19 protein-coding genes are annotated in these 21,420 nt (G+C 59.0%); 8 read left to right on the top strand and 11 right to left on the bottom strand.

What is annotated here, in order from left to right:
• Positions 1-51: 51 nt before the first annotated feature.
• The gene (locus PHU01S_RS12885) at positions 52-1,596 is read right to left on the bottom strand and encodes a stalk domain-containing protein (protein WP_049869360.1); all 1,545 of its coding nucleotides are present in this window, start codon (positions 1,594-1,596) and stop codon (positions 52-54) included.
• A 181-nt stretch (positions 1,597-1,777) separates the two neighbouring features.
• Here PHU01S_RS12885 and PHU01S_RS12880 point away from each other — a divergent pair, with 181 nt between their 5' ends.
• Positions 1,778-2,251 carry a cupin domain-containing protein gene (locus PHU01S_RS12880; RefSeq protein ID WP_127507903.1) on the top strand — a complete coding sequence of 158 codons (474 nt, stop codon included), beginning with the start codon at positions 1,778-1,780 and terminating at the stop codon, positions 2,249-2,251.
• 141 nt (positions 2,252-2,392) lie between these two features.
• Here PHU01S_RS12880 and PHU01S_RS12875 read toward each other — a convergent pair whose 3' ends face one another.
• Positions 2,393-3,499 (bottom strand): M24 family metallopeptidase, encoded by a 1,107-nt coding sequence (locus tag PHU01S_RS12875; protein WP_127507900.1) that lies wholly within the window; start codon positions 3,497-3,499, stop codon positions 2,393-2,395.
• Positions 3,500-3,669: 170 nt separating this feature from the next.
• Between PHU01S_RS12875 and PHU01S_RS12870 the strand changes: the two genes are divergently transcribed.
• Both PHU01S_RS12870 and map read left to right on the top strand, forming a co-directional pair.
• On the top strand, positions 3,670-3,879 hold the full coding sequence (locus PHU01S_RS12870) for a hypothetical protein (protein ID WP_049869355.1): 210 nt from the start codon (positions 3,670-3,672) through the stop codon (positions 3,877-3,879).
• A gap of 166 nt (positions 3,880-4,045) precedes the next feature.
• Complete coding sequence (gene map, locus PHU01S_RS12865) at positions 4,046-4,795, top strand: type I methionyl aminopeptidase (RefSeq protein WP_127507898.1); 750 nt, start codon at positions 4,046-4,048, stop codon at positions 4,793-4,795.
• Between the two features lie 135 nt (positions 4,796-4,930).
• On the opposite strand, the gene PHU01S_RS12860 is transcribed toward map, so the two are convergent.
• Entirely contained in the window at positions 4,931-6,349 is a 1,419-nt protein-coding gene (locus PHU01S_RS12860; RefSeq protein WP_048750005.1) for a S41 family peptidase, read from the bottom strand.
• A gap of 264 nt (positions 6,350-6,613) precedes the next feature.
• Here PHU01S_RS12860 and PHU01S_RS12855 point away from each other — a divergent pair, with 264 nt between their 5' ends.
• Positions 6,614-7,414, top strand: coding sequence for a Cof-type HAD-IIB family hydrolase (locus tag PHU01S_RS12855; RefSeq protein ID WP_021880578.1), 801 nt, complete (start codon positions 6,614-6,616; stop codon positions 7,412-7,414).
• Positions 7,415-7,488: 74 nt separating this feature from the next.
• On the opposite strand, the gene PHU01S_RS12850 is transcribed toward PHU01S_RS12855, so the two are convergent.
• The 3 genes from PHU01S_RS12850 to PHU01S_RS12835 all read right to left on the bottom strand — a co-directional run bounded on the left by PHU01S_RS12850 (position 7,489) and on the right by PHU01S_RS12835 (position 10,889).
• Positions 7,489-8,553, bottom strand: a complete 1,065-nt coding sequence (locus PHU01S_RS12850) for a sulfate/molybdate ABC transporter ATP-binding protein (protein WP_049869841.1) — start codon at positions 8,551-8,553, stop codon at positions 7,489-7,491.
• A 324-nt stretch (positions 8,554-8,877) separates the two neighbouring features.
• Positions 8,878-9,513: a YigZ family protein gene (locus tag PHU01S_RS12840; protein ID WP_127507894.1), complete on the bottom strand. Its 636-nt coding sequence runs from the start codon at positions 9,511-9,513 to the stop codon at positions 8,878-8,880.
• A gap of 26 nt (positions 9,514-9,539) precedes the next feature.
• Positions 9,540-10,889 (bottom strand): glucose-6-phosphate isomerase, encoded by a 1,350-nt coding sequence (locus PHU01S_RS12835; protein ID WP_127507892.1) that lies wholly within the window; start codon positions 10,887-10,889, stop codon positions 9,540-9,542.
• A 262-nt stretch (positions 10,890-11,151) separates the two neighbouring features.
• Here PHU01S_RS12835 and PHU01S_RS12830 point away from each other — a divergent pair, with 262 nt between their 5' ends.
• A complete protein-coding gene (locus tag PHU01S_RS12830) occupies positions 11,152-12,051 on the top strand; it encodes an NAD(P)-dependent oxidoreductase (RefSeq protein ID WP_127507890.1) in 900 nt (299 codons plus the stop codon).
• A gap of 374 nt (positions 12,052-12,425) precedes the next feature.
• On the opposite strand, the gene ppnP is transcribed toward PHU01S_RS12830, so the two are convergent.
• From ppnP to PHU01S_RS12810, 4 genes are all read right to left on the bottom strand, one after another.
• Positions 12,426-12,743, bottom strand: coding sequence for a pyrimidine/purine nucleoside phosphorylase (gene ppnP / locus PHU01S_RS12825; RefSeq protein WP_021879478.1), 318 nt, complete (start codon positions 12,741-12,743; stop codon positions 12,426-12,428).
• 203 nt (positions 12,744-12,946) lie between these two features.
• Positions 12,947-14,965, bottom strand: a complete 2,019-nt coding sequence (gene tkt / locus PHU01S_RS12820) for a transketolase (protein WP_049869349.1) — start codon at positions 14,963-14,965, stop codon at positions 12,947-12,949.
• A gap of 171 nt (positions 14,966-15,136) precedes the next feature.
• A complete protein-coding gene (gene purU, locus PHU01S_RS12815) occupies positions 15,137-16,033 on the bottom strand; it encodes a formyltetrahydrofolate deformylase (protein WP_048747081.1) in 897 nt (298 codons plus the stop codon).
• 232 nt (positions 16,034-16,265) lie between these two features.
• On the bottom strand, positions 16,266-17,393 hold the full coding sequence (locus tag PHU01S_RS12810; RefSeq protein WP_048747083.1) for a deoxyribonuclease IV: 1,128 nt from the start codon (positions 17,391-17,393) through the stop codon (positions 16,266-16,268).
• A 200-nt stretch (positions 17,394-17,593) separates the two neighbouring features.
• Here PHU01S_RS12810 and PHU01S_RS12805 point away from each other — a divergent pair, with 200 nt between their 5' ends.
• The 3 genes from PHU01S_RS12805 (at position 17,594) to PHU01S_RS12795 (ending at position 19,529) form a co-directional block, all read left to right on the top strand.
• Complete coding sequence (locus PHU01S_RS12805; RefSeq protein WP_048747085.1) at positions 17,594-18,031, top strand: DUF2621 domain-containing protein; 438 nt, start codon at positions 17,594-17,596, stop codon at positions 18,029-18,031.
• Positions 18,032-18,098: 67 nt separating this feature from the next.
• Positions 18,099-18,599 carry a LytA/YqiH family protein gene (locus PHU01S_RS12800; RefSeq protein WP_048747087.1) on the top strand — a complete coding sequence of 167 codons (501 nt, stop codon included), beginning with the start codon at positions 18,099-18,101 and terminating at the stop codon, positions 18,597-18,599.
• Positions 18,600-18,623: 24 nt separating this feature from the next.
• Entirely contained in the window at positions 18,624-19,529 is a 906-nt protein-coding gene (locus PHU01S_RS12795; RefSeq protein ID WP_049869347.1) for a TIGR01777 family oxidoreductase, read from the top strand.
• On the opposite strand, the gene PHU01S_RS12790 is transcribed toward PHU01S_RS12795, so the two are convergent.
• Positions 19,526-21,418 (bottom strand): DUF6382 domain-containing protein, encoded by a 1,893-nt coding sequence (locus tag PHU01S_RS12790; protein ID WP_127507888.1) that lies wholly within the window; start codon positions 21,416-21,418, stop codon positions 19,526-19,528. The two genes, PHU01S_RS12795 and PHU01S_RS12790, sit on opposite strands and share 4 nt — an antisense overlap.
• Between the last annotated feature and the right edge of the window lie 2 nt (positions 21,419-21,420).

Raw genomic sequence — 21,420 nt, 5'->3', positions numbered from 1 at the left:
CTATAAAAAACCTCCGGACCTGGGGTCCGGAGGCGGTATGAGTCCGATGGATCAGCCGCGAAGCTTGATGAGCATGTCTTCCTTGAACTGGACATCCAGAACCGCATAACGGATGTTCCACTTGCCGTCTGCCGAAGCCGTCGCTTCGCCGGCCGCATAACCGCGCGGCTCGAAATCCACTTGCTTGCCGTACATCAGAACAAGCTGGATCTTCTCCTTCGGCAGCATGCCGTGCAGCTCGTAGGATGTGTTCGCTCCCCACATGCGGAGATCCTTCTGCATCTTGGAGCCGTAATAATCATAGAAATCCGGATTGACGTCCGCCTGGATGACCAGCCAGCCTGCCGCATCCCTCTCCGCCTTCCAGCCGGTCAGCGCCAGATTGCCGTCGCTGCCCTGAATGCTGCCGAATTCCTTCTTCATCAATGCCGCGATTTCGTCCAGCGAAGCCCCTTCCAGACTGTCCGGCAGCGTCGGCTTGAGGAAGCCGACTTTGGCCGCATCAAACTTCGCGGTACGCAGCAGATTCTCGGCGTCCTCTGAAGAAGTCGCAAAGTTGAGGTCTGCCGTCGTGTCGTCATAGCCGGAGGTCGTCAGGCCGATGAGCTCCCCGTACTGGTTGAACAAGCCTCCGCCCGAGCTGCCATGGTCGATCGGCGTGCTCACTTGGTAATAGAAGCTTCCATCGTCATAGCCGATGTTGCTGATCAAGCCTTCCGACACGGTGTTCTGCAGTCCGAGAGGGCTGCCGATCGCTACGACGGTATCGCCCTTCTGCACGTCGTCGAAGCTTCCGAATACAATCGGAACCAGATCCATATCCTGCTTGGTCAATACGAGCGCAAGATCGTTCTTCTCATCCGTGGCGGCGACTCCCTGGATGTCGATCGAGCGGCCGTCGTTCGTCATGATCTTGCCGGACTTGGCGTCCTTCATGACATGCAGATTCGTCAGGATGAGGCGCGGACCGGCGACAACGCCGCTTCCTTGTCCGTAATCGGTCTGGATCAGAACGACGCTGTCGTCGTTCTTGGCGACAATCTGCGCCGTCGTGAGACGCCGCGACGCGCGTTCCTTCTCGGCTTTTGCGACAGCGGCCTCAAGCTGGGCTTCCTCCGAAGAGATGCGGACGATGCGGGATTTGGCATCCCACTTCACCTCGGCTCCCATCGTCTCGCTGACGAAGCGGATCGGGACGAATGTAGTCCCGTTCAGAATTACGGCCGGGCTATCCAGCTTCACGGATTTGCCGTTCACGACGGCATGGGAAGCCCCAACCTTGAGGGACATGCTGAAGTAGCCTCCGCTGCTCGCAAGCAGCGTCCTCGTCTTGGGATCCCAGCTCAGCTCGCTTCCGAGCGCCTTGAAAATATCCTTCATCGGAACCAGGATCGATCCCTTCAGGATGACCGGACTCATCCGCACGGCAAGCTTCTTGCCGTCGAGCATAATAACGATCGGCTGAGCCTGCGCGGTCACCGCTTGGGCAGACGCCGCAGCCGCCGGAGCGGCAGGGGCTGCAAGCAAGGCTGCAGCCAGGACTGGCGCTGTCAGCAAGGCAGCGGCTGGACGGAGACGTTCTCCGATTAATTTCATGTCTGGACTCAACCTCTCTCCCAACCAGCGATTAGTAAACTTCCAGTATCTTACCATCGCTTGTCCGAAGTTGTCTATGAGAACGTGTGCCTGAAACGATCAAATCATTCTTGGTTTGGAATCGCTGCCGCGCCCATGCTATAGTAGAAAAATACGCATTCCAACGCGACAAGGAGAATGAATGGCCATGACCGTCCCGACATCCCCGTCTCCCTTTGTGGAGCTTCTTGACATGGACCGCCATATCGAAGGCGGCTGGTTCAAGGAAATTTGGAAAGCTTCCTATCAAATTCCCCATGAAGTGCTTGGAGACCGCTATTCCGGCGCGAGGGCAGCCGCCAGCTCCGTCTACTTCCTGCTGCATCCGGGCGAGGAATCCGCGTGGCACAAGGTGCTCTCCGACGAGCTGTGGCTGTTCCACGCAGGCGGGCCGCTCGAGCTGACGATCGGCGGGCATGGAGACAAGCCCGAAGCTGCGGAGACATTCATCCTCGGCCTGGACATCGCTTCCGGACAGACTCCGCAGGCGCTTGTCCCCGCAGGCGCCTGGCAGACCGCCCGGCCTGCCGGAGACGAGCCTGTGCTCGTCACCTGCATCGTGGCGCCGGCTTTCCACTACGACGATTTTTCGATGATCGCTCCGGACGAAAAGTAGAACCGACGAAAAAGCTGTTCCCTGCAAGCCTCAAGCAAGAGGCCCCGGGAACAGCTTTTTTCATTAAGGATCGCCGGCAAGACGCGCCGCGGCTGCCATGCAGCCCATCAGCCATGCAGCTCAAGCTCAAGCGGGCAGACCCTACAGGTGGGTGAGCTCCCGCGGATACGACGTCAGGACGACAGGCTGCCCGTCAAGTCCGATGTAGACGTCATCCTCGATGCGGACTCCGCCGATCTCCGGAATGTAAATGCCTGGCTCGATGGTGAAGAGCAGGCCCGCCTGCATGAGCGTCTTGTTCTCTCCATGCACGGACGGCTGCTCATGCACGTCGATCCCCATGCCATGGCCGGTGCGATGCGTAAAGTAGAAGCCGTATCCGTCCCCTTCGATCACGCTGCGCGCTCCCCGGTCCACCTCTGCGAGCGGCCTTCCCGCCTTCACGGCGGCCAAGGCGCTGCGGTTGGCCTTGAGCACCGAATCGTAGATGCGATGCTGCGAGTCCGTACCTTCCCCGATCAGGAACGTGCGGGTAATATCGGAGCAGTATCCATCCTTGTAGACGCCCATGTCGATCAGAAGCAAGTCGTTCTCCTGCAGCTTGTAACCGCTGGACCGGCCATGCGGCAAAGCGGTTCTGACGCCTCCGAGAACGCTCGTCTCGAACGCAGGCTTGTCGCCCCCGAGAACGCGCAGCCGATACTCGATCTCGGCATTGAGCTCCAGCTCGGTCACTCCGGGAGCGGCTTTGGCTACCGTCTCCGCAAGCACTTGCTCCGCGAGGGCGACGGCTTTCTTGACGAGCTCGATCTCTCCTTCCGACTTGACGAGACGAAGCCCCATGACGAGCGGCTCCGCATCGCGGAAGGCGGCTTGGCCGTACAGCCGCGCCAGCTGCAAGTAACCGGAGTACCGCAGATGCGCGCTCTCTACCCCGACGACCGACGCCTGCGTCCCAGTCTCCTTCTCCAGCAGAGCGTAGGCATCGTCCGTATCGCCGATCCCTACCAGCCTGCCCACCTGGACCGCCCCGCGGGCGCTCTCCTCGTCGAGGGCAGGCACCAGAAGCGTATAACCGTCCTTGCCGGGCTCGATGACGAGCGCCATGAAACGCTCATGCGGATCGCTATAAAAGCCGGTCAGGTAAAATATGCTGGCCGGCGAGGTCAGAATGGCCAGATCCATTCCGGACGCATTCAGCGCCTCTTTCATTTTGAGCCAGCGATGCTTGTAGGGCAGCGTATCCATCGTTCATTACCTCCGGTTCTCATCTGCGGTTAACTTCTCGTCTGCCATTGTATCATACCGAAGGCGGGAACGACCTGTGGATTTCGACACACATCAGCCCTATATGCACCGGGAAGCTCAGAGTAGGCGGAGTTGAACAAGGGTAAGGTAGGTGCAAGAGGTGAATGCAAGTGGAATTTTTGAAAAATGCCTTTCTGTTTCTTGGCGGCTTCCTGAATGTCGCCATTCTGCTGACGATCGCGATCGTCGTTATTCTGGTGCTGTGGGCTCGCCGCCGGGGGGACCGGCGTCGCGGCAGCTACTTGTCCGACCATTCCGAGCAAGCCCGGGAAGCGGAGAGCCGTCCGCAGAAGCAAAGAGATCGGGCTCGCGGGGAATGATCCCCCGGCCCGAGGCCGAACGAAGAACTGCCGGGACGCTCCGGCGGTTTTTTTCGTCCTTCTCCGCAGCAGGCGCAGTTGACCGGACATCCCCGGCGGGAGTAACGTAAAGGGAAGGGCAAGGAATGAACAAGGAGAGCGCACGGAAAGAGAGGCTGACCAAGCAATGTCAATTAAGATAAGAACACCCGAAGAAATTGCTCAGATGAGGCGTGCCGGCGCCATCGTGGCGGAATGCCACAGGCAGATTGCGGCCATGATCGCGCCAGGAATCACGACCATGGACATCGAGCGCCATGTCGAGGCCTACATCCGAAGCCAGGATGCGATTCCTTATACGATCGGATATAAAGGATACAAATATGCCACTTGCGCTTCGGTCAACGACGTGATCGCCCATGGCTTCCCGAGCGATGCGCCGCTTGCCGAGGGCGATCTGTGCACGATCGATATCGTTGTTCAGGCAGACGGCTGGATCGGCGATTCGGCATGGACCTATGCGGTAGGCCAACTGCCGGACGACGCCCGCCGATTGATGGAGGTGTCCAAGGAATGCCTCGATATCGGCATCCGCGAAGCGCAGCCTGGCAAGAAGATCGGCGACGTCATGCATGCGGTGCAGAAGCATGCCGAGGAGAACGGCTTCTCGGTCGTAAGGGATCTGCTCGGCCACGGCGTCGGGCGAGAGCTTCATGAAGAGCCGAACTTCGCCCATGTCGGCAAGCCCGGCAAAGGCTTCCGCCTGAAGGAAGGCATGGTGCTCACGATCGAGCCGATGATCAATGAAGGCACCTGGCAGATGTTCATCGACTCCGACGGCTGGACCTGCCGCACGATGGACGGCAAGCGCTCCGCCCAATACGAGCATACGCTTGTCATCCAGGAAGGCGGACCGCTGATCCTGACGCAGCAGTAGCCTGTGCGCATGCTCCATGCAGCGAGCAAAAGCCCGTTGTCCGGAATAGCCGGACAACGGGCTTTTTAGGTTCAAACGGATAGGACGATCTGCCTGGAGCGCATAATCCTCTCCACTGGCAGGGAAAACATGGGGTCAGCCCGCGCCGGATATGGCCTTGAGAGCGGCCTTCTTTTGCGGATCCTCCTGCTGCAGCTTGGTCCGCAGCTGATCCATCAGCATATAAGCCGTCCGGTCCGTAACGACGCCGGTAGCGTCGATTTTGCTGCGGGTCTGGAAGCTCCTGATGTCCGCGTCGGTCTTCTCCCCGAACACGCCAGGCTGGTCCGCCGGGCCGTATCCGAGCGCCTCCAGCATGGACTGGAGCGTCTTGACGTGGTCGCCGTAGTCGCCTTTCTTCAGTTCCTCCCCGGATGGAAGAGCCGGAAGGGATGCATACGCAGGAAGATCGACCGATTCATCCGGCTTCACGCCCTTCTTGTGGATCCATTCTCCATTCGGCGTTTTCCACTGAGCCTCGGTCAGCTTGAGCACGGAATTGTCCTTGTACTGCCCGAAGCTCTGCACGATGCCCTTGCCGAACGTCGTCGTGCCGATGACCTTGGCGCCTGCCGATTCCTTGAGAGCGGCCGAGAGAACCTCGGCCGCGCTGGCCGTCTGCCCGTTGACGAGAACGACGATCGGAAGATTCAAGGCGGTCTTCTGCTTGGAATAGTATTTCTGAACTTTCTTGTCGTCCTTGTAGTCGACCTCCAGAATCATCTTGCCCTTCGGAATCAGCTTGTTCGCGATGTCGATCGTCGGCACGAGCAGGCCGCCCGGATTGGAGCGGAGATCGAGGACGAGCTTTTTCATCCCCTTCTTCTGCAGCTCCTCGAACGACTTGTTGAATTCCTTGGCCGTCGATTCGGCAAAGCGGCTGATGACGATCTCGCCGACGCCGTTCTCCAGCATGGCATGGGTAACGGTCGTAACCGGAATCGGCGCGCGCGTGAGCTCCACCGTCAGCGGCTGGCTTCCCGTCCGGGACAGCGTGACCTTGACCTTGCTCCCCTTCTCGCCGCGCAGCAGGCTGACGAGCTTTTCCATCGTGACGCCCTTGACCGGCGTGCCGTCGACAGCCGTAATCTCGTCGCCCGCCAGCACGCCGCCCTTCTCGGCCGGGGTGTCCTTCATGACGCTGTCGATCAGGTAGCGGTCCTCCTCTTGGCGCACCTGCACCCCGATGCCGACAAACTCCGGCTGGTAGCTCTGGATATAATCCTCGCCTTCGCTGCCCGGCATATAGGTCGAGTAAGGGTCGCCCAGCGCCGCCACCATACCCTTGGCCGCCCCGTTCAGCAGCTCGTCGGGCTTCGTTCCGAACAGATAATCCTTCTTGATTTCTTTATAGGAGGCGTTGAAATTGCCGAATACCTTTTCCTTGATCACCGGATACTGGATGACCATCGACAGCCTTCCCGCTCCGAATCCGATCGCCAAGGCCGCGATCGCCCCTGCGACGCACCAGGTGACAAAGCGCTGCCTGGCAGCCTCGCTGCGCATTTGCTTCATGTCTGATCTCTCCGCTCCGCCCGCCTGGGCTGTTGTTCTCCTGTCCGAATCGGTATCCCGACCGGTGGATCCACGATCTTCCCTCGCATGCGCGCCCCGTCCGTCAGCCGGATTGAACCGCTTGCTTGTGCTACCTACTTTATCCTATTTGGGCGGAGCATTTCAATTTTCGTCCCCTTGAAGGCATCGGGGCGACTCCGGTACAATGAGGGATAGCTTGCCGAACCAGATAAAGAAAAGCGACAGGAAACGGAGAGAAAGCCGATGTACAAGCTGATTGCCATCGATGTGGATGATACGCTGCTGAACGACAGCCTTGAAGTGACCCCCGCCACACGCGCCGCTCTGACGGCCGCGCTGGACCGCGGAGTGACCGTAACGCTCGCCACCGGGAGGATGTTCGCTTCCGCCCGCCAGGTCGCCGAGGGGCTGCGGCTCAACGTGCCGATCATTACTTACCAAGGCTCCCTCGTCAAGACGCTGCTCGACGGACAGGTGCTCTACGAGCGCTATGTGCCCTCGGACGCCGCTGCCGAGCTGGACCGGTACTGTGTCGACAAAGGGCTGCATCTGCAGCTGTACGTGGACGACAAGCTCTACGTCCGCGAGGAGAACGAGAAGGTCAAGGACTACGCCCGCCAGTCCAAAATCCCGTATATCGTCGAGCCCGACTTCAGCTCCCTGCTGAAGCAGCCTCTGCTCAAAATGCTCATCATCGACGAGCCGGCCTATCTCGACCAGATCGCCCTGGACCTACAGCCCCTCATCGGCGGCACGGTCCATATTACGAAATCCAAACCGCATTATCTGGAGTTCATGCATAAGGAAGGAACCAAGGGACATGCCCTGAAGTTCATGGCGGAGCATATCGGCTGCTCCATGGAGGAGACGATCGCCATGGGAGACGCCTGGAACGACCGCGAGATGCTGCAGGCGGCCGGCCTCGGCGTCGCGATGGCGAACGCTCAGCCGGCTCTCAAGGAGCTCGCGGATTATGTGACGCTGTCCAACAACGAGGACGGGGTCGCGCATGTCGTCGACAAGTTTATCTTGAACCCGGCTTGACCGGGCAGGGGATGAAAAAGAGCGTGCCGCAGCTGCGGTACGCTCTTTTTTTGACGATGCTGTCGGCCTGACGGCTAGATCATGACCGGCATCGGATCGGTCTTGAGCTTGTTCTCCATGATCCAGCTGTCATCCGCATTGAACAGGTAGGCCCGGTGCACGAGCACATCCACCTCGTCGCCCGGCTTGAGCACTTCCTTCTCCAGCGAGCGGTACGTGATCAGCTTGCGGCCTCCGATATCCAGCTCCACCATCCATTCGCTGCCGCGGAAGTGGATATGGCGCACCTGGGCTCTCATCGTCGCGGAGGCAAGCGCGATTTCACCCGGCTTGCCGATCTCGATGTACTCCGGACGGATCAAGCCCTTGACTCCGGCCCAGCTCGACGCTTCCTCGAAGCCTTTGATGGATGCCACATCCTCGATCGTCGTCGATTCGCCGATGAACTCCGCGACGAACTGCGTCTGCGGCTTCTTGTAAATATCCCAAGGGGAGCCCTTCTGCTCCAGCCGCCCCTTGTTGATGATCATGATTTCGTCCGCGACCTCGATCGCCTCGTCCTGGTCATGCGTGACGAAGATCGAGGTAATGCCGACGCGCTCGATCATCTCCTTGAGCCAGGTGCGCAGCTCCGTGCGGATCTTGGCGTCGATCGCCGCGAACGGCTCGTCGAGCAGCAGCAGCTGCGGCTCCGGCGCGAGCGCCCTTGCGAAGGCGACGCGCTGCCGCTGACCGCCGGACAGCTGGGCCGGATAGCGGTGCTCGAAGCCCTTCAGCCCCGTCAGCTCGATCAGGCTCATGACCCGCTCGCGGATCGCGCTTTTGGACAGCTTCTTGACCTTCAGGCCGAAGGCGACGTTGTCAAAGACGGTCATATGCTTGAACAACGCGTAATTCTGGAACACGAAGCCGATGCCTCTCTCCTGAGGCGGCTGATCGTTGACCCTATTGCCGTGAATGATGATTTCGCCGGAGGTCGGCGACTCCAGACCGGCCAGCATGCGCAGAATCGACGTCTTGCCGCCGCCGCTCGGGCCCAGCAGACCGATGAGCTGCCCCTTCTGGATGCCGAAGCTGACATCCTGCACCGCCTGAAAGTCTCCAAAGGACTTGGTCAAACCCTTTACCTCAATATGCATGATCATGCACTTCCCTTCGCTAGCCGGCTTCCGTTCGAGCTGCTTATCGATAGAATATTCCTATTAGGTTACTTGGTATTAATGCTAATGTAGCAGAAGCCTTCCTTTCCCGTCAATGGATATGTCAGATCGAACGGCAAAATAGGCCAGGCTGGGCGAGGATGGTTCCAAACATGCAGAGCTGCAAATGCTGCGTTGCATATGGCAGCGCCATTTCGGCAGCGCCATTTCGGCAGCGCCATTTCGGCAGCGCCATTTCGGCAGCGCCAAAAACGCCTGTCCATATGGACAGGCGTTTCCGGTTAAAACGATTTCTATGCGGCTTCATTCCGTCTTCTCGGTCACGTAAAGCTCTTCGCCGCCCAGGATGACGCTCTGGCCCTGGGTCAGATCCGTCATCCACGCTGTGAAGCGCTCCGCCTCTCGGGAGGCCGGCAGGCAGCGGACCCGCACGCGGTCGGTGAACTCGACGCCGTCCACGAGGATGCCTCTGGCATGCAGCTCGTTCTCGAGCTTGCCGTACCAGGTGTAGTCCACGTCGACGAAAACCTCGCGGTGAAGGACATTCGTAATCGGGCCGGCTGCCTCGATCGCAGCGACGGCTCCATCCGTATAAGCCCGGATAAGGCCGCCCGCGCCAAGCATGATGCCTCCGAAATAGCGGGTCACCACGATCGCGACGTTTTTCAGCCCCTGGTTCTTGATCACCTCGAGGATCGGCTTGCCGGCGGTGCCGCTCGGCTCCCCGTCATCCGACTGCTTCTGGAATTCGTCCCTCTCGCCGACGATGTAGGCGGAGCAGTTGTGCGTGGCATTCCAGTGCTGCTTCTTGATCTCCTCGATGAAAGCGACCGCTTCGGCTTCGCTCGCGACGGGCCGGCCATGGCCGATGAAGCGGGATTTCCTGATGACGATTTCCTTGACGCCGGGCTCCCTCAGCGTCTTGTAGCGTTCAAGCATGGAATAGGAAGCGGTCCAGGCGGCCCTTACAGGCGCGCTTCGAGCTCCGCTTTTTCCTTCTCGTAGCCCGGTTTGCCGAGCAGCGCGAACATGTTCTTCTTGTACGCTTCGACGCCCGGCTGGTCGAACGGATTCACGCCGAGCAGGTAGCCGCTGATGCCGCAGGCTTTCTCGAAGAAGTACACCAGGTAGCCGAAGGTGTACGGCGACATATCCTTGATGCCCACGACAAGGTTCGGCACCTGGCCGTCCGTATGTGCCAGCAGCGTACCCTCGAATGCTTTTTTGTTGACGAAGTCCATCGTCTTGCCCGCAAGGAAGTTCAGGCCGTCCAGATCGTCCGTATCGGCTTCGATCTTGATCTTCTCGGTCGGTTCGCCGACTTGGATGACGGTCTCGAACAGGTTGCGGTTGCCCTCCTGGATGAACTGGCCCATGGAATGCAGGTCGGTGGAGAAGTCGACGGCAGCAGGGAAGATGCCCTTATGGTCCTTGCCTTCGCTTTCGCCGTACAGCTGCTTCCACCATTCCGACACGAAGTGAAGGGAAGGCTCGTAGTTGACGAGAATTTCGGTCGCTTTGCCTTTGCGGTACAGGGAATTGCGGGCCGCGGCATACTGGTAGGCCTCGTTCTCATGCACGTTTGGATTGCTGTATTCCTTGGAAGCATCGGCTGCGCCTTGCATGATGGCGTCGATGTCGATGCCGGCAGCGGCGATCGGCAGCAGGCCGACAGCCGTCAGCACGGAATAGCGGCCGCCGACGTCATCCGGAATAATGAAGGATTCGTAGCCTTCCTCGGTCGCGAGCTTTTTGAGCGCGCCGCGAGCGGCATCCGTCGTGGCGTAGATCCGCCTCCGCGCTTCCTCCTTGCCGTATTTCTTCTCCAGCTCGCCGCGGAAGACGCGGAAGGCGAGAGCAGGCTCGGTCGTCGTGCCGGATTTGGAGATGACGTTGATCGACCAGTTTTTGCCCTCAAGCGCTTGAAGCAGGTGAGTCACATAAGTGGAGCTGATGTTGTTGCCGGCGAAGAAAATCTGCGGGCCCTTGCGCTGTCCGTCCGGCAGAATGTTGTAGAAGGAATGCGACAGCATCTCGATCGCAGCGCGAGCGCCCAGATACGAGCCTCCGATGCCGATGACGACGAGCGCCTCGGAGTCGGATTTGATCTTTTCGGCGGCCGCCTTGATGCGGGCGAATTCTTCTTTATCGTAAGCGTTCGGCAGGTCGATCCAGCCCAGGTAGTCGGAACCTGCTCCGGTTCCGTTGTGCAGCTGCTCGTGCGCGAGGCGGATCGGGCCCTCGAGATTGTCGATCTCGTTCTGGCCAAGGAATCCAAGCGCTTTGCTGTAGTCGAATTGAATGGTTTTGCTCATGACTGGTACAGCCTCCTCATCTCGTTCGGGTCTTTATGTCGTCTTCCGGCAGCGGCGTGCCGCGCCGGACCCATACGCCCTCAGGCATGTCCTAAGGATACTGGATTACGGTATCGAAGACAAGCAACCGGAGACTCCTTCATGCAAGATTCACGAAGCCCGTAGTAGTCCGCTGGAGGCAGGCTTATGGTATGATGAATGTGGTTTCCGTCTCTGCCGCAGCGCAGGCGCGGATCAGTACGAAGAAAGTCGGTGAATCGCCATGACAAAACCTTCGATCGCCTTTATCGGCCTCGGAACGATGGGTGCCCCGATGGCATCCAACCTGCTGAAAAAAGGATTTCCGGTCTCCGTATGGAACCGGACGCCCTCCAAATCGGAGGAGCTTGCCGCCGAAGGCGCGCGCGCCGCGCAATCGCCCGCCGACGCTGTCGCCGAAGCGGATGTCGTCATCACGATGCTGAGCAACGACGACGTCGTGCGGGAGCTGTACCGCGGAGAAGGCGGCATTCTCGCCTCTGTCCGTCCAGGCACGGCGCTGGTGGACAACAGCACCATCTCCCCCGCCCTTGCCCGGGAGCTGGCGGATGCGGCGGTAGAAGCCGGATGCGGCTTCCTCGACTGCCCGGTTACGGGCAGCAAGCCCGCTGCCGTAAGCGGCACGCTCGTGTTCATGGTCGGCGGCGAAGCCGAGCTGCTGGAGCGCGTCCGTCCCGTTCTGGAGGCGATGGGCCAGAAAATCGTCCATCTCGGTCCTTCCGGCAGCGGCTCGGTCGCCAAGCTCGGCCATAATGCGATTGTCGGCATCAACAATCTGGCCCTCTCCGAAGGCCTCTCCATCGCCGTCAGCGGAGGCCTCGATCCCGCCAAGTTCCTGGATATCGTCAAGGCCGGAGCTGCGGGCAGCAAGGCGGCGGAGCTCAAATCGCCGAAGCTGCTGGAGCGCGACTACAGCGTGCAGTTCTCGCTGGCACTCATGCTCAAAGACCTCAAGCTTGCTTCCGCTTTGTCGGACGGGCTCAGCGTGCCCACCCCGATGCTGGAAGCGGCCAAAAGCCTGTTCCAAGCCGCGAACGCGGCCGGATACGGCGACGAGGACCTGATCGCGGTATCGCGTGTGTACGAGCAATGGATCGGCCGCGGGCTCGACGGCGGCGAATAAACGGACCCAAACAGGCTCCAGAGCGGCTATGCCGCCCTGGAGCCTGTTTGGTTTTCAATTTCAAAACGCAGGAGGCCTGATGGCCTGCGCTAGGCGCAGCCGCGCCAGGACAAGCGCGGCCGTGAGGCTTTGAGCTGCCAGGATCGCGCTTAGCGAGACGCAGCCGGCCCTGCGCTTAGCCAGGCTAAGCCGACCTGCGAAGCAGGCGGAACCCTTCCGTAGAAGCGTCAGCGTTCGCCTTTGAAGACGGATTCCTTCGCCTGCCTATTCAATCAGGGAATCCGGCTTCAACCGCGATCGGAGGAAGGGTCCGCACGTGCAGCCCGGGAGGCCCTGCCTGTACTTGGCAAGGCGCAGCAGGAAGCTGCCCGCGCTTATTCGCTAATATAGCTGCAGCAGTAATCCGTCACGCCGAGCACCTCGAGCTTGAAGCGGCTGTGCGCCGGCACCGTGAACTCGCCCTCGCCCTGGATATGAATCCATTCATCGGAGCCCGGAAGCTGCACCTTCAGATTGCCGGCGAGAATCTCCATGATTTCCTTGCTGTCGGTGCCGAACTCGTATTCTCCCGGCAGCATGATGCCGAGCGTCACTTTCGAACCGTCCGGAAGCAGCACGGTGCGGCTGGTGACTTTTCCTTCAAAGTAGACATTCGCTCTTTTGACAGCGGTAACGTTTTCGAATTGGGACATGACGGTATGAGCTCCTTCATTAGGTAATGGAAATGATCAGGATGGATAACAGCTCCGTTCGGAGAGCGGCGAGGATCAATCCGTTCCCCCTTCACCGCTTTAGCATATCACATCAAATGAGAAACAAAAAGCCGCGGAAGGCAAAATGCCTGCCGCGGCTGACCGATTTCTTGACGGCTCGCCGGCAAGAATCGTAGATCGGTTTACAGAAGCTCTTTGACCTTGCTCACGACGTTCTCGACCGTGAAGCCGTATTCCTTGATGACGCGGTCGCCAGGAGCGGATGCGCCGAAGGTGTTGATGCCGAGCACGGCGCCGCCGTCGCCGACATAACGCTCCCAGCCGAACGGATGCGCCATCTCGATGGCCAGGCGGGCTTTGACTTCCGGCAAAATGACGGAATCGCGGTAAGCCTTGTCCTGCTTGTCGAACAGATCCCAGCTCGGCATGCTGACGACGCGAGCCTGGATGCCCTCTTCGGCAAGCGCCTTCTGGGCGGCTACTGCAAGCTGAACCTCGGAGCCGGTGGCGATAAGCTGTACCTGAGGCTTGCCGTCGGCCGCGTCGGAGATGACGTACGCGCCTTTTTTGATGCCTTCGCGGGCTTTTTCCGCAGAGCCTTCCAGAATCGGCAGGTTCTGACGGGTCAGGACGAGAGCGACAGGGTTCTTCGTATTCTCGACCGTGTAGGCCCAAGCTGCGGAAGTCTCGTTGCCGTCCGCCGGACGGAGCACCGTCAGATTAGGAATGACGCGGATGGACGCCAGCTGCTCGATCGGCTCATGGGTAGGGCCGTCTTCGCCGACCGCGATGCTGTCATGAGTAAGCACATACGTGACCGGCAGGCTCATGATGGCGGCGAGGCGGACAGCCGGGCGCAAGTAATCGGTGAAGACGAAGAACGTGCCGCCGAATACTTTGAGGCCGTGATGCAGCGCCATTCCGTTCATCGCCGCAGCCATGCCGAACTCGCGGATGCCGTAATAGATGTTGCGGCCTGCGTAGTTGTCGGCATGGAAGACCGGCAGATCCTTCAAATGCGTCATCGTGGAGCTTTCCAGGTCGGCAGAGCCGCCCAGCAGGTTCGGAACGTTTTTGGCCAGGCCGTTCAGCGCGTTGCCGGAAGCGACGCGAGTCGATACGGCTTTGTCCGAGGTGGAGTAGGCCGGAAGATCCTTGTCCCATCCTTCAGGCAGCTCGCCTGCGATGGCGCGCTCGAATTGAGCGGCGAGATCCGGATGAGCCGTTTTGTACTTGGCGAACAGCTCGTTCCAGGCCGCGTTGGCCTGCTCGCCTTTTTGCTTCACTTCGGCGAAATGGGCGCGGACTTCATCCGGTACGAAGAACGGCTCTTCGGATGCCCACTCGTAGAATTTCTTGGTCAGAACGGTTTCTTCCGCTCCGAGCGGGGAGCCGTGGGTGCCGCCGTGGCCGCCTTTGCCGCCCTTGTTCGGGCTGCCGTAGCCGATCATCGTCTTGACCTCGATCAGGGTCGGCTTGCGCAGCTCGGCTTGTCCCTTCGCGATGGCCTCGGCCAGCGCATCCAGATCGTTGCCGTCTTCGACGCGCAGCACCTGCCAGCCGTAGCCCTCGAAGCGCTGCTGGACGTTTTCGGAGAAGGAAAGGCTCAGCTCTCCGTCCAGCGAGATGTTGTTGGAATCATACAGCATGATCAGCTTGCCGAGCTGCAGATGGCCCGCCATGGACGCCGCTTCGTTGGAAATGCCCTCGGAAAGGTCGCCGTCGCCGCAGATCGCGTACGTGAAGTGGTTCACGATGTCGAGGCCGTCCTTGTTGTATGTGGCGCCGAGCTGCGCTTCCGCCATTGCCATGCCGACAGCCATGCCGATGCCCTGGCCGAGAGGTCCGGTCGTGGCGTCGACGCCTGCCGTATGGCCGTATTCCGGATGGCCCGGCGTTTTGGAGCCCCACTGGCGGAAGTTCTTCAGGTCGTCGATCGACAGGTCGTATCCCGACAGGTGAAGAAGGCTGTACAGCAGCATCGAGCCGTGGCCTGCGGACAGGACAAAGCGGTCCCGGTTGATCCAGGTCGGATTCGCCGGGTTGTGGTTCATCGCTTTGGCGAACAGCTGGTAGCCCATCGGTGCGGCGCCCATCGGCATGCCGGGATGGCCGGAGTTGGCTTTCTCGACCGCATCGATCGAGAGCGTGCGAATCGTCGTAACGGATAGATGGTCGATGGTTTGTTGGGTTGTAGCCATATTTTTTCTCCTCCTAATATCGGACGGTGCGTTTCTCCTGGTCTTGCCTGTTGAACATCTTATCGGAGCTCAAGCCCCGCGGATGTGAAATATTGTACCACTCAGCTTGTATCATTTCCATCTGCTCCATGCTTTTAGCCGGATGAAGGTTTCATGAAACGGCGGAGAGAATCAACCGTGAAAGACGACGGTTTTGTTCTGATGGACGAGAATCCTGTCCTCGGCATGCCACTTCACGGCCCGCGCCAGCACGACCCGCTCGATCGTGCGGCCGATCCGCTTCAGGCTCGGCACGTCGTCCCGATGGCTGACGCGCTGCACGTCCTGTTCGATGATCGGTCCTCCGTCCAGCTCTTCGGTCACATAGTGGGCCGTCGCCCCGATGATTTTGACGCCGCGGTCGTAGGCTTGCGCATAGGGCTTGCCTCCGACGAAAGCGGGCAGGAACGAATGGTGGATGTTGATGATTCGGTTCGGGAACTGCTCGATCACTTTAGGCGATACGATCTGCATATAACGGGCGAGCACGATGAGATCCGCATTGCGGCCGATGATTTCCAGCTGCTTGCGCTCCGCCTCGGCTTTCGTCTCCGCCGTGACCGGAACGTGATGGTACGGAATGCCGAACGATTCAACGAGCGGCTGCATGTCGGGATGATTGCTGATGACCATGGCGATATCGACATCGAGGTCGCCCGCCTGCCACTGCCAGAGAAGCTCAAGCAGGCAATGGTCTTCCTTCGAGACAAATACCGCCAGCCTTTTCTTGCGGCTTGCCCTGAAGGTATGCCACTTCATTTCGAAGCGGTCTGCAACCCGGGCGAAATCCTCCTGCAGAACCGGAAGCTGGGCGTCCATGTCGCTCAGGTCGAATTCAAAGCGGATGAAGAACATGCCTCCCTCCGGATTCATCGTATATTGGTCGGATTGGACGATATTCGCTCCGTGCTCGTACAGAAACTGGGATACCGCGGAGACGATGCCCGGCCGGTCCGGACAGGAAATAAGCATGCGCGCGCGTCCGGATTTGGACGGGGCGTCGACAGAAGAGTTGGTTGGCAATGGCATGAGAGAATTCTTCCTTCCGTGTGTATAATGCTGACGATTCACAGCGTGCTTCGGCCGGATATTCGCTGATGCGATGCACTCCAGCACTAAAGCAGCCGGCTGCAAAATCAGGCAGGAAAGGCTTCTCTCCTGCCTGATGGCTCTTTGTGATTTTGATGCTTCGCAGCCAGCCCGCTTTCATCATTCTTTTTTGGAATTTTGGAAACGGGATGCTGGCGATGATGTCCGTCGATCAAGCGTTGACGAGAACCTGTTTGCCGGCGAACCAGAACGTTATCAGCTTGTTCAGCTCTTCTTCGGTCAGATCGGCAAATTCGCCGCCTTCGCGGGCCAGATCGTAGAGGCGCTCCAGCGGCTCGCGAGGATCCGCCTTGCGTGCCTTGGCGTCGCCCTTGAGCGTCTCCCACACCGAGAGCACGTACGTGCGGCGGTCGATCTCCTGCTTGCCGAGGAAATGATGCAGGCGCTCCAGCTGGTCGAAGAACCGCTCTCCAAAGCGCTCCATGCCGTCTCCGCGAAGCAGGGCGATCTCGGCGTCGTACATCGGACGCTGCTTCTTGGCATCCTTGCCGATCCACGGCGTTTCGAGAATGAAAGGCCTTCCCGCGAGCGCCTCGTGATGGACGATCGCTTGGATCGCGTCGTAGCCGAGCCAGCCCGAGCCGATCGGGGTATGGCGGTCCTTGCCGGAACCGACCGGATTTTTCGTATCGTTGACATGGACGACAGCGACCTTGTCTAGGCCTACGATCCGATCGAACTGCTCGAGAACGCCGTCCAGATCGCCGGCAAGATCGTAGCCGGCGTCATTCATATGGCAGGTATCCATGCACACGGTAAGGCGATTGTTGGCCGATACCTTGTCCATGATCTGGGCAATTTCCTCGAAGGAGCGGCCGATTTCCGTCCCTTTGCCCGCCATTGTTTCCAGTGCGATGTTCACGTCGGTCTCCTCGACTCCGGAAAGAACTTCGTTCAGACCTTCCGCGATACGGTTGATGCCGAACTCGGCATCCTTGTCCGTGTAGGCGCCGGGGTGCAGAACGATGTTGCGTACGCCGATGGCATGCGTGCGGCGGATTTCCTCCTGGAGGAAGCGGACCGCCAGCTCGAACGTATCCGGCTTGTAGGAGCCGAGATTGATGATGTATGGAGCGTGAACGACGATCTCGCCGATGCCGGCGCTCTCCATGAGAGCCCTGCCCTCTTCGATATATAGCGAATCGATCGGCTTGCGCCGGGTGTTCTGAGGCGCGCCGGTATAAATCATGAACGAGCTGGAGCCGTAAGAGATGGCTTCCTGTGCAGCCGTGACGAGCCCCTTGTCGCTGAACGACACATGGGATCCGATTTTCAACATGCTTGAGCTCCCCTTTATAAGCATTTGTCTTGCGTGAAATCATTCCTGCAGGAATGAAGTCATTCTTGTCATCGCCGAACGATCGCTTGCCCTTAATTGCAGCTGGAACCGTTCAGCTCGTATAATCAGTCTTATTTTACAGGGTGCGTCGAAATAAATCTAGGAATAGGCTATAATTTGGATGAGGTGACATCACTACGATGAAAAATGCTCCGGATTGGTTTATGTACATGATTGTGTTTTGGGCATTCGTCATGATTGGAGCCATGTCGATCGGCGGCTTCTTCATGTTCCGCAAGTTCCTTAAGGTTCTTCCCAAAAAAGACGGCAAGTCGAAGCTGGACTGGCAGAATTACTGGGTCGACCGCAGCCGCAGCCTGTGGACGGACGATTCCAAGGCGCTGCTGGACGAGCTCGTCGCTCCGGTGCCGGGACCTTTCCGCGATATAGCGAAACATTCCATCGCCGCCCAGATCGGCCAGGTCGCGGTAGAGAGCGGAGCCAGCGAAGTAACCCGCAGCCACTGCATTGAAGGCTATATCCGCGCCACTCCGAAGCGGGATTACAGGAGCCTGGTCACGTTCTTGAACAAGCAGGGCATCGACTATTCGGCCTACACGCATCTGCTCAATCGTTGACCGTTTGGTTCCGACTGCTCCGGGGTAATGGGAACTACTTGAACGAACCCAACGGAGGTGCTTCAACATGAACCCGATTCAAAAACGCCAAAAGGGAGCCCGCTCGCTGAGCCTCGCTCCGGCAAGCCTTGCCTTGATGTCGATGCTCATGCTCGCATCGGGCTGCGGCGCGAAAAGCGATGCTCCGGCAAATGCAAGCGCAGCCAACAATGGCGGAGTCGTGGACTCCTCGCAAGGTGTGTCGCCTGATTCCGTCGGCGATCCCGTTGCCGAGGCAACTCCATCTCCGGACAAGGACGGCAGCATGCCCAAGGACGATCCAACGACCCAGTCCCAGGAGCAAAAAGGTTCCGGTACCTATAACGGTCTTGCCGACGGTCATTCCGTCGAGATCACGACAGATACGGACACGGTCGTCTTCCAAGCCGCCACGGATCAGATCAAGACGCTCCAGGATATCGAGACCGGCGAGAAAGTGGACTTCACTTATATTGTAAAAGAACTCGATACGGACAGCAGCGGCAAAGTCCAGCAGCGCTGGATCACATCCATTCAAAAATCTTCTTGACGGAGAGGCGGCCTGGTGCGCGCGATGAAGATTGCTATTGCGGGAGGAAGCGGATTTATCGGACAGGCGTTGACGAAGGCGCTGACTGAACGAGGCCATTCAGGATGGATATTGACCCGATCCCCCAAGGGGAAGGCTTCCACCGGAACCATTCCGGCAGGAAGCTTTTCTTCTGTGGCTTGGGATGAAGCGGAGAACAATCCCTCCCTGCTGGAGGGCGTCGATGCCGTCGTGAATCTAGCCGGCTCCTCCATCAGCCAGCGATGGACAGCCTCGGGAAAACAACGGATCTTGAACTCCAGGCTGGAAACGGCCAGCAGGCTGGCAAGGATACTCGGCAGCCTTCCCGCCAAACCTGCCGTACTCATCAACTCATCCGGAGTCAATGCTTACGGCAACTCCAGCGAGGAGACGTTTACCGAGCAGAGCCGGGTACGCTCCATGGATTTCCTTTCTTCCGTCGTGCAGAAATGGGAGCACGCGGCAGCTTCCATTCCTGCGGAGCGAACCGTGTATCTCCGAACAGGCATCGTTCTGGACCGAGACGGAGGCATCCTGCCCAAAATGCTCCTGCCCGTCCGATTATTCGCAGGAGGCCCTCTCGGCAGCGGCAAGCAATGGATTTCGTGGATCCATCTCGAAGACATCGTCCGAATGATCGTGTTCATTCTGGAGACGGCAACGATTGAAGGCCCCGTCAACGCATCGGCCCCGGAGCCGGTTCGCAACGAAGCCTTCTTTAAAATCGCCGCTGCCGCCATGAAACGGCCTTACTGGTTTCCTGTGCCGGCTCCTCTGATCAAGCTGGCTCTCGGGGAGCAGTCGGCGCTGCTTCTCGAAGGACAGCGCGTCATTCCCGTCAAAGCTCTCGAAGCCGGCTTCTCGTTCCGATATCCGACGCTAGAAGCCGCTATGGAAGAACTCCTTTAACGAGGAGCTGCATATTCATAGGAATAACCATTGACCCCCGCAAGCTGGAGAACATCCCCGTTCTCCAGCTTGTAGCTTTTATAGGGGACCATCGGCCTTCCGTTAAGAAGTGATCCGTTGCGGGAGCCGAGATCCTTGGCCAAGCATCCGGATGGACCTGCCTCCAGCTCCAAATGAATTCTTGAGACCCCGTGAGAGCGATCCACTACGGCTACTCTTCCTTCCGCACGCCCGATCTGATTCCGCGACTCGCTGAGCTCAAGCATTTCGGAGCTTCCATCCTTGGACCGGAGCAGCATATGAGGAGATGAATTGCCCTTCTTCGCAACCGTTCCGCCGCTGGCGCCCAGCCATACGGTTTTGTCCGCAGGCGGCGCATCGGGCGAAACTTCATCAAGGGGATGGCTTGTCCCATCGCCGCCATGAACCCCATCGGAAGAAAACCTCGCTTGGATGTCATGTGCAGGGGAAAGCGATTCCAGCCTGCTGCCGACAGCCTGCTCGCGAAATTTTGGCTTGGATGAAATTTCGAATGGCTTGATTGTAATGTCTAATGGCTCGCCGGATGGCTTGTCGGATGGCTTGTCGGATGGTTTGTCGGATGGCTTGTCGGATGGGTTATTGGACGGCCTGTTGGATGGGTTGTTGGACGGCCTGTTGAATGGGGTGTCGGATGGCTCTTTGAGTGAATTATGGGAATGAATCTCGGATAATGATGGCATCCAGCGCCGGCCAGATCCCAGCTTCCCTGAATCCGGCACGAAAAGCAGACCGGCTTCCGCTTCCGCTTCCTCCATCCGTTCCACACCTATGCCTCCGCCCCTACCCCAGAGCCAGATAAGAACGCCAGCAGCGACAGCAGCCGCTCCGCAGCAAAGGAAGAGAGAACGATTGCCGGGATCCGGCATGTAAATAACCTTCCAGGGCAAAGCTGCAGCTGCGACAACAGCGAGAGTGACGATTCCTTTATTCGGTTTGCTTTGTCCTTTGAACCGCGACGAATCCGCTTTTGACAAGCTGGAGGCTTCATCAGCCTCTGCAGAGCCTTTCCGCTTGCCTGGCCGCGCATCGGGACTGTGAACAAAAGCTGCCTCACCTCCGTCACGCTGCCCGGAAAACAAATCATTTCGGTCTGATCTTTGTCTCAGATCCGAGACCTTCTCATCCCCCCACCTCAGCGGCTCTCTTACCGCTGTGCCGCTCCATCCGGCAAAACCTTGCCGTCCTATTCGGTCGTGACTAATTGGAAAGCGCTCTTCCCCATCCGCCCCGGTGCGCAAGGAAGCCTCGCCGCTGGTTGGCACGGATGCGCAAGCTTCTTCATCAAAGGAGGCTGCATCCAGCAGCAGGGATCTGAGATCAGTCATCGGCACATTGTCATCTCCTATCGCCTGCATCAGCGCAGCGAGCCGTCCATCGGGCTGAACGGCTGCCGAGGCGCGGGCTGCCAGCGCCAGAAAGCGGATGCGCAGGGGAGGAGCCGATTGGGGGAGAGAAACGAGCGGCAGATAGACCAGTCCGATATCGTCCCAGCTGTCGCCCACGAAAATACAGCTCTCATCCAGCACCAGGTTTTCCGGCTTGAGCATATAAGGGCGGCACTCCTCGCAAATGGAAGCGACCGCCAGCATCAGGCTGTAGAATTGGGCGGCATCTCCAGCTCCTTCAGTCAGCTTGTGCTTCAGCATTTTTTTGCCGCCAAGCTTGTAGCGGAAGCGGACTTGTCCATTCCACATTTGCCATTCGACAGGAAGCAGGCCCGGCGGGATGCTGCTCTCCAGCATAGCCAGCTCAACTTCATCCAACTCTTCCCGAAGAATGCCTCCTTCCGTGGCAAGAAGCATTTCATGCTCCCGGTTCCATTCAAAATCCGCCTGAAGCGGTCCCATGC

Source organism: Paenibacillus humicus NBRC 102415, from assembly GCF_004000905.1.
GTDB classification, from domain to species: domain Bacteria; phylum Bacillota; class Bacilli; order Paenibacillales; family Paenibacillaceae; genus Paenibacillus_O; species Paenibacillus_O humicus.
This window is presented reverse-complemented; position numbering and strand designations above follow the sequence as displayed.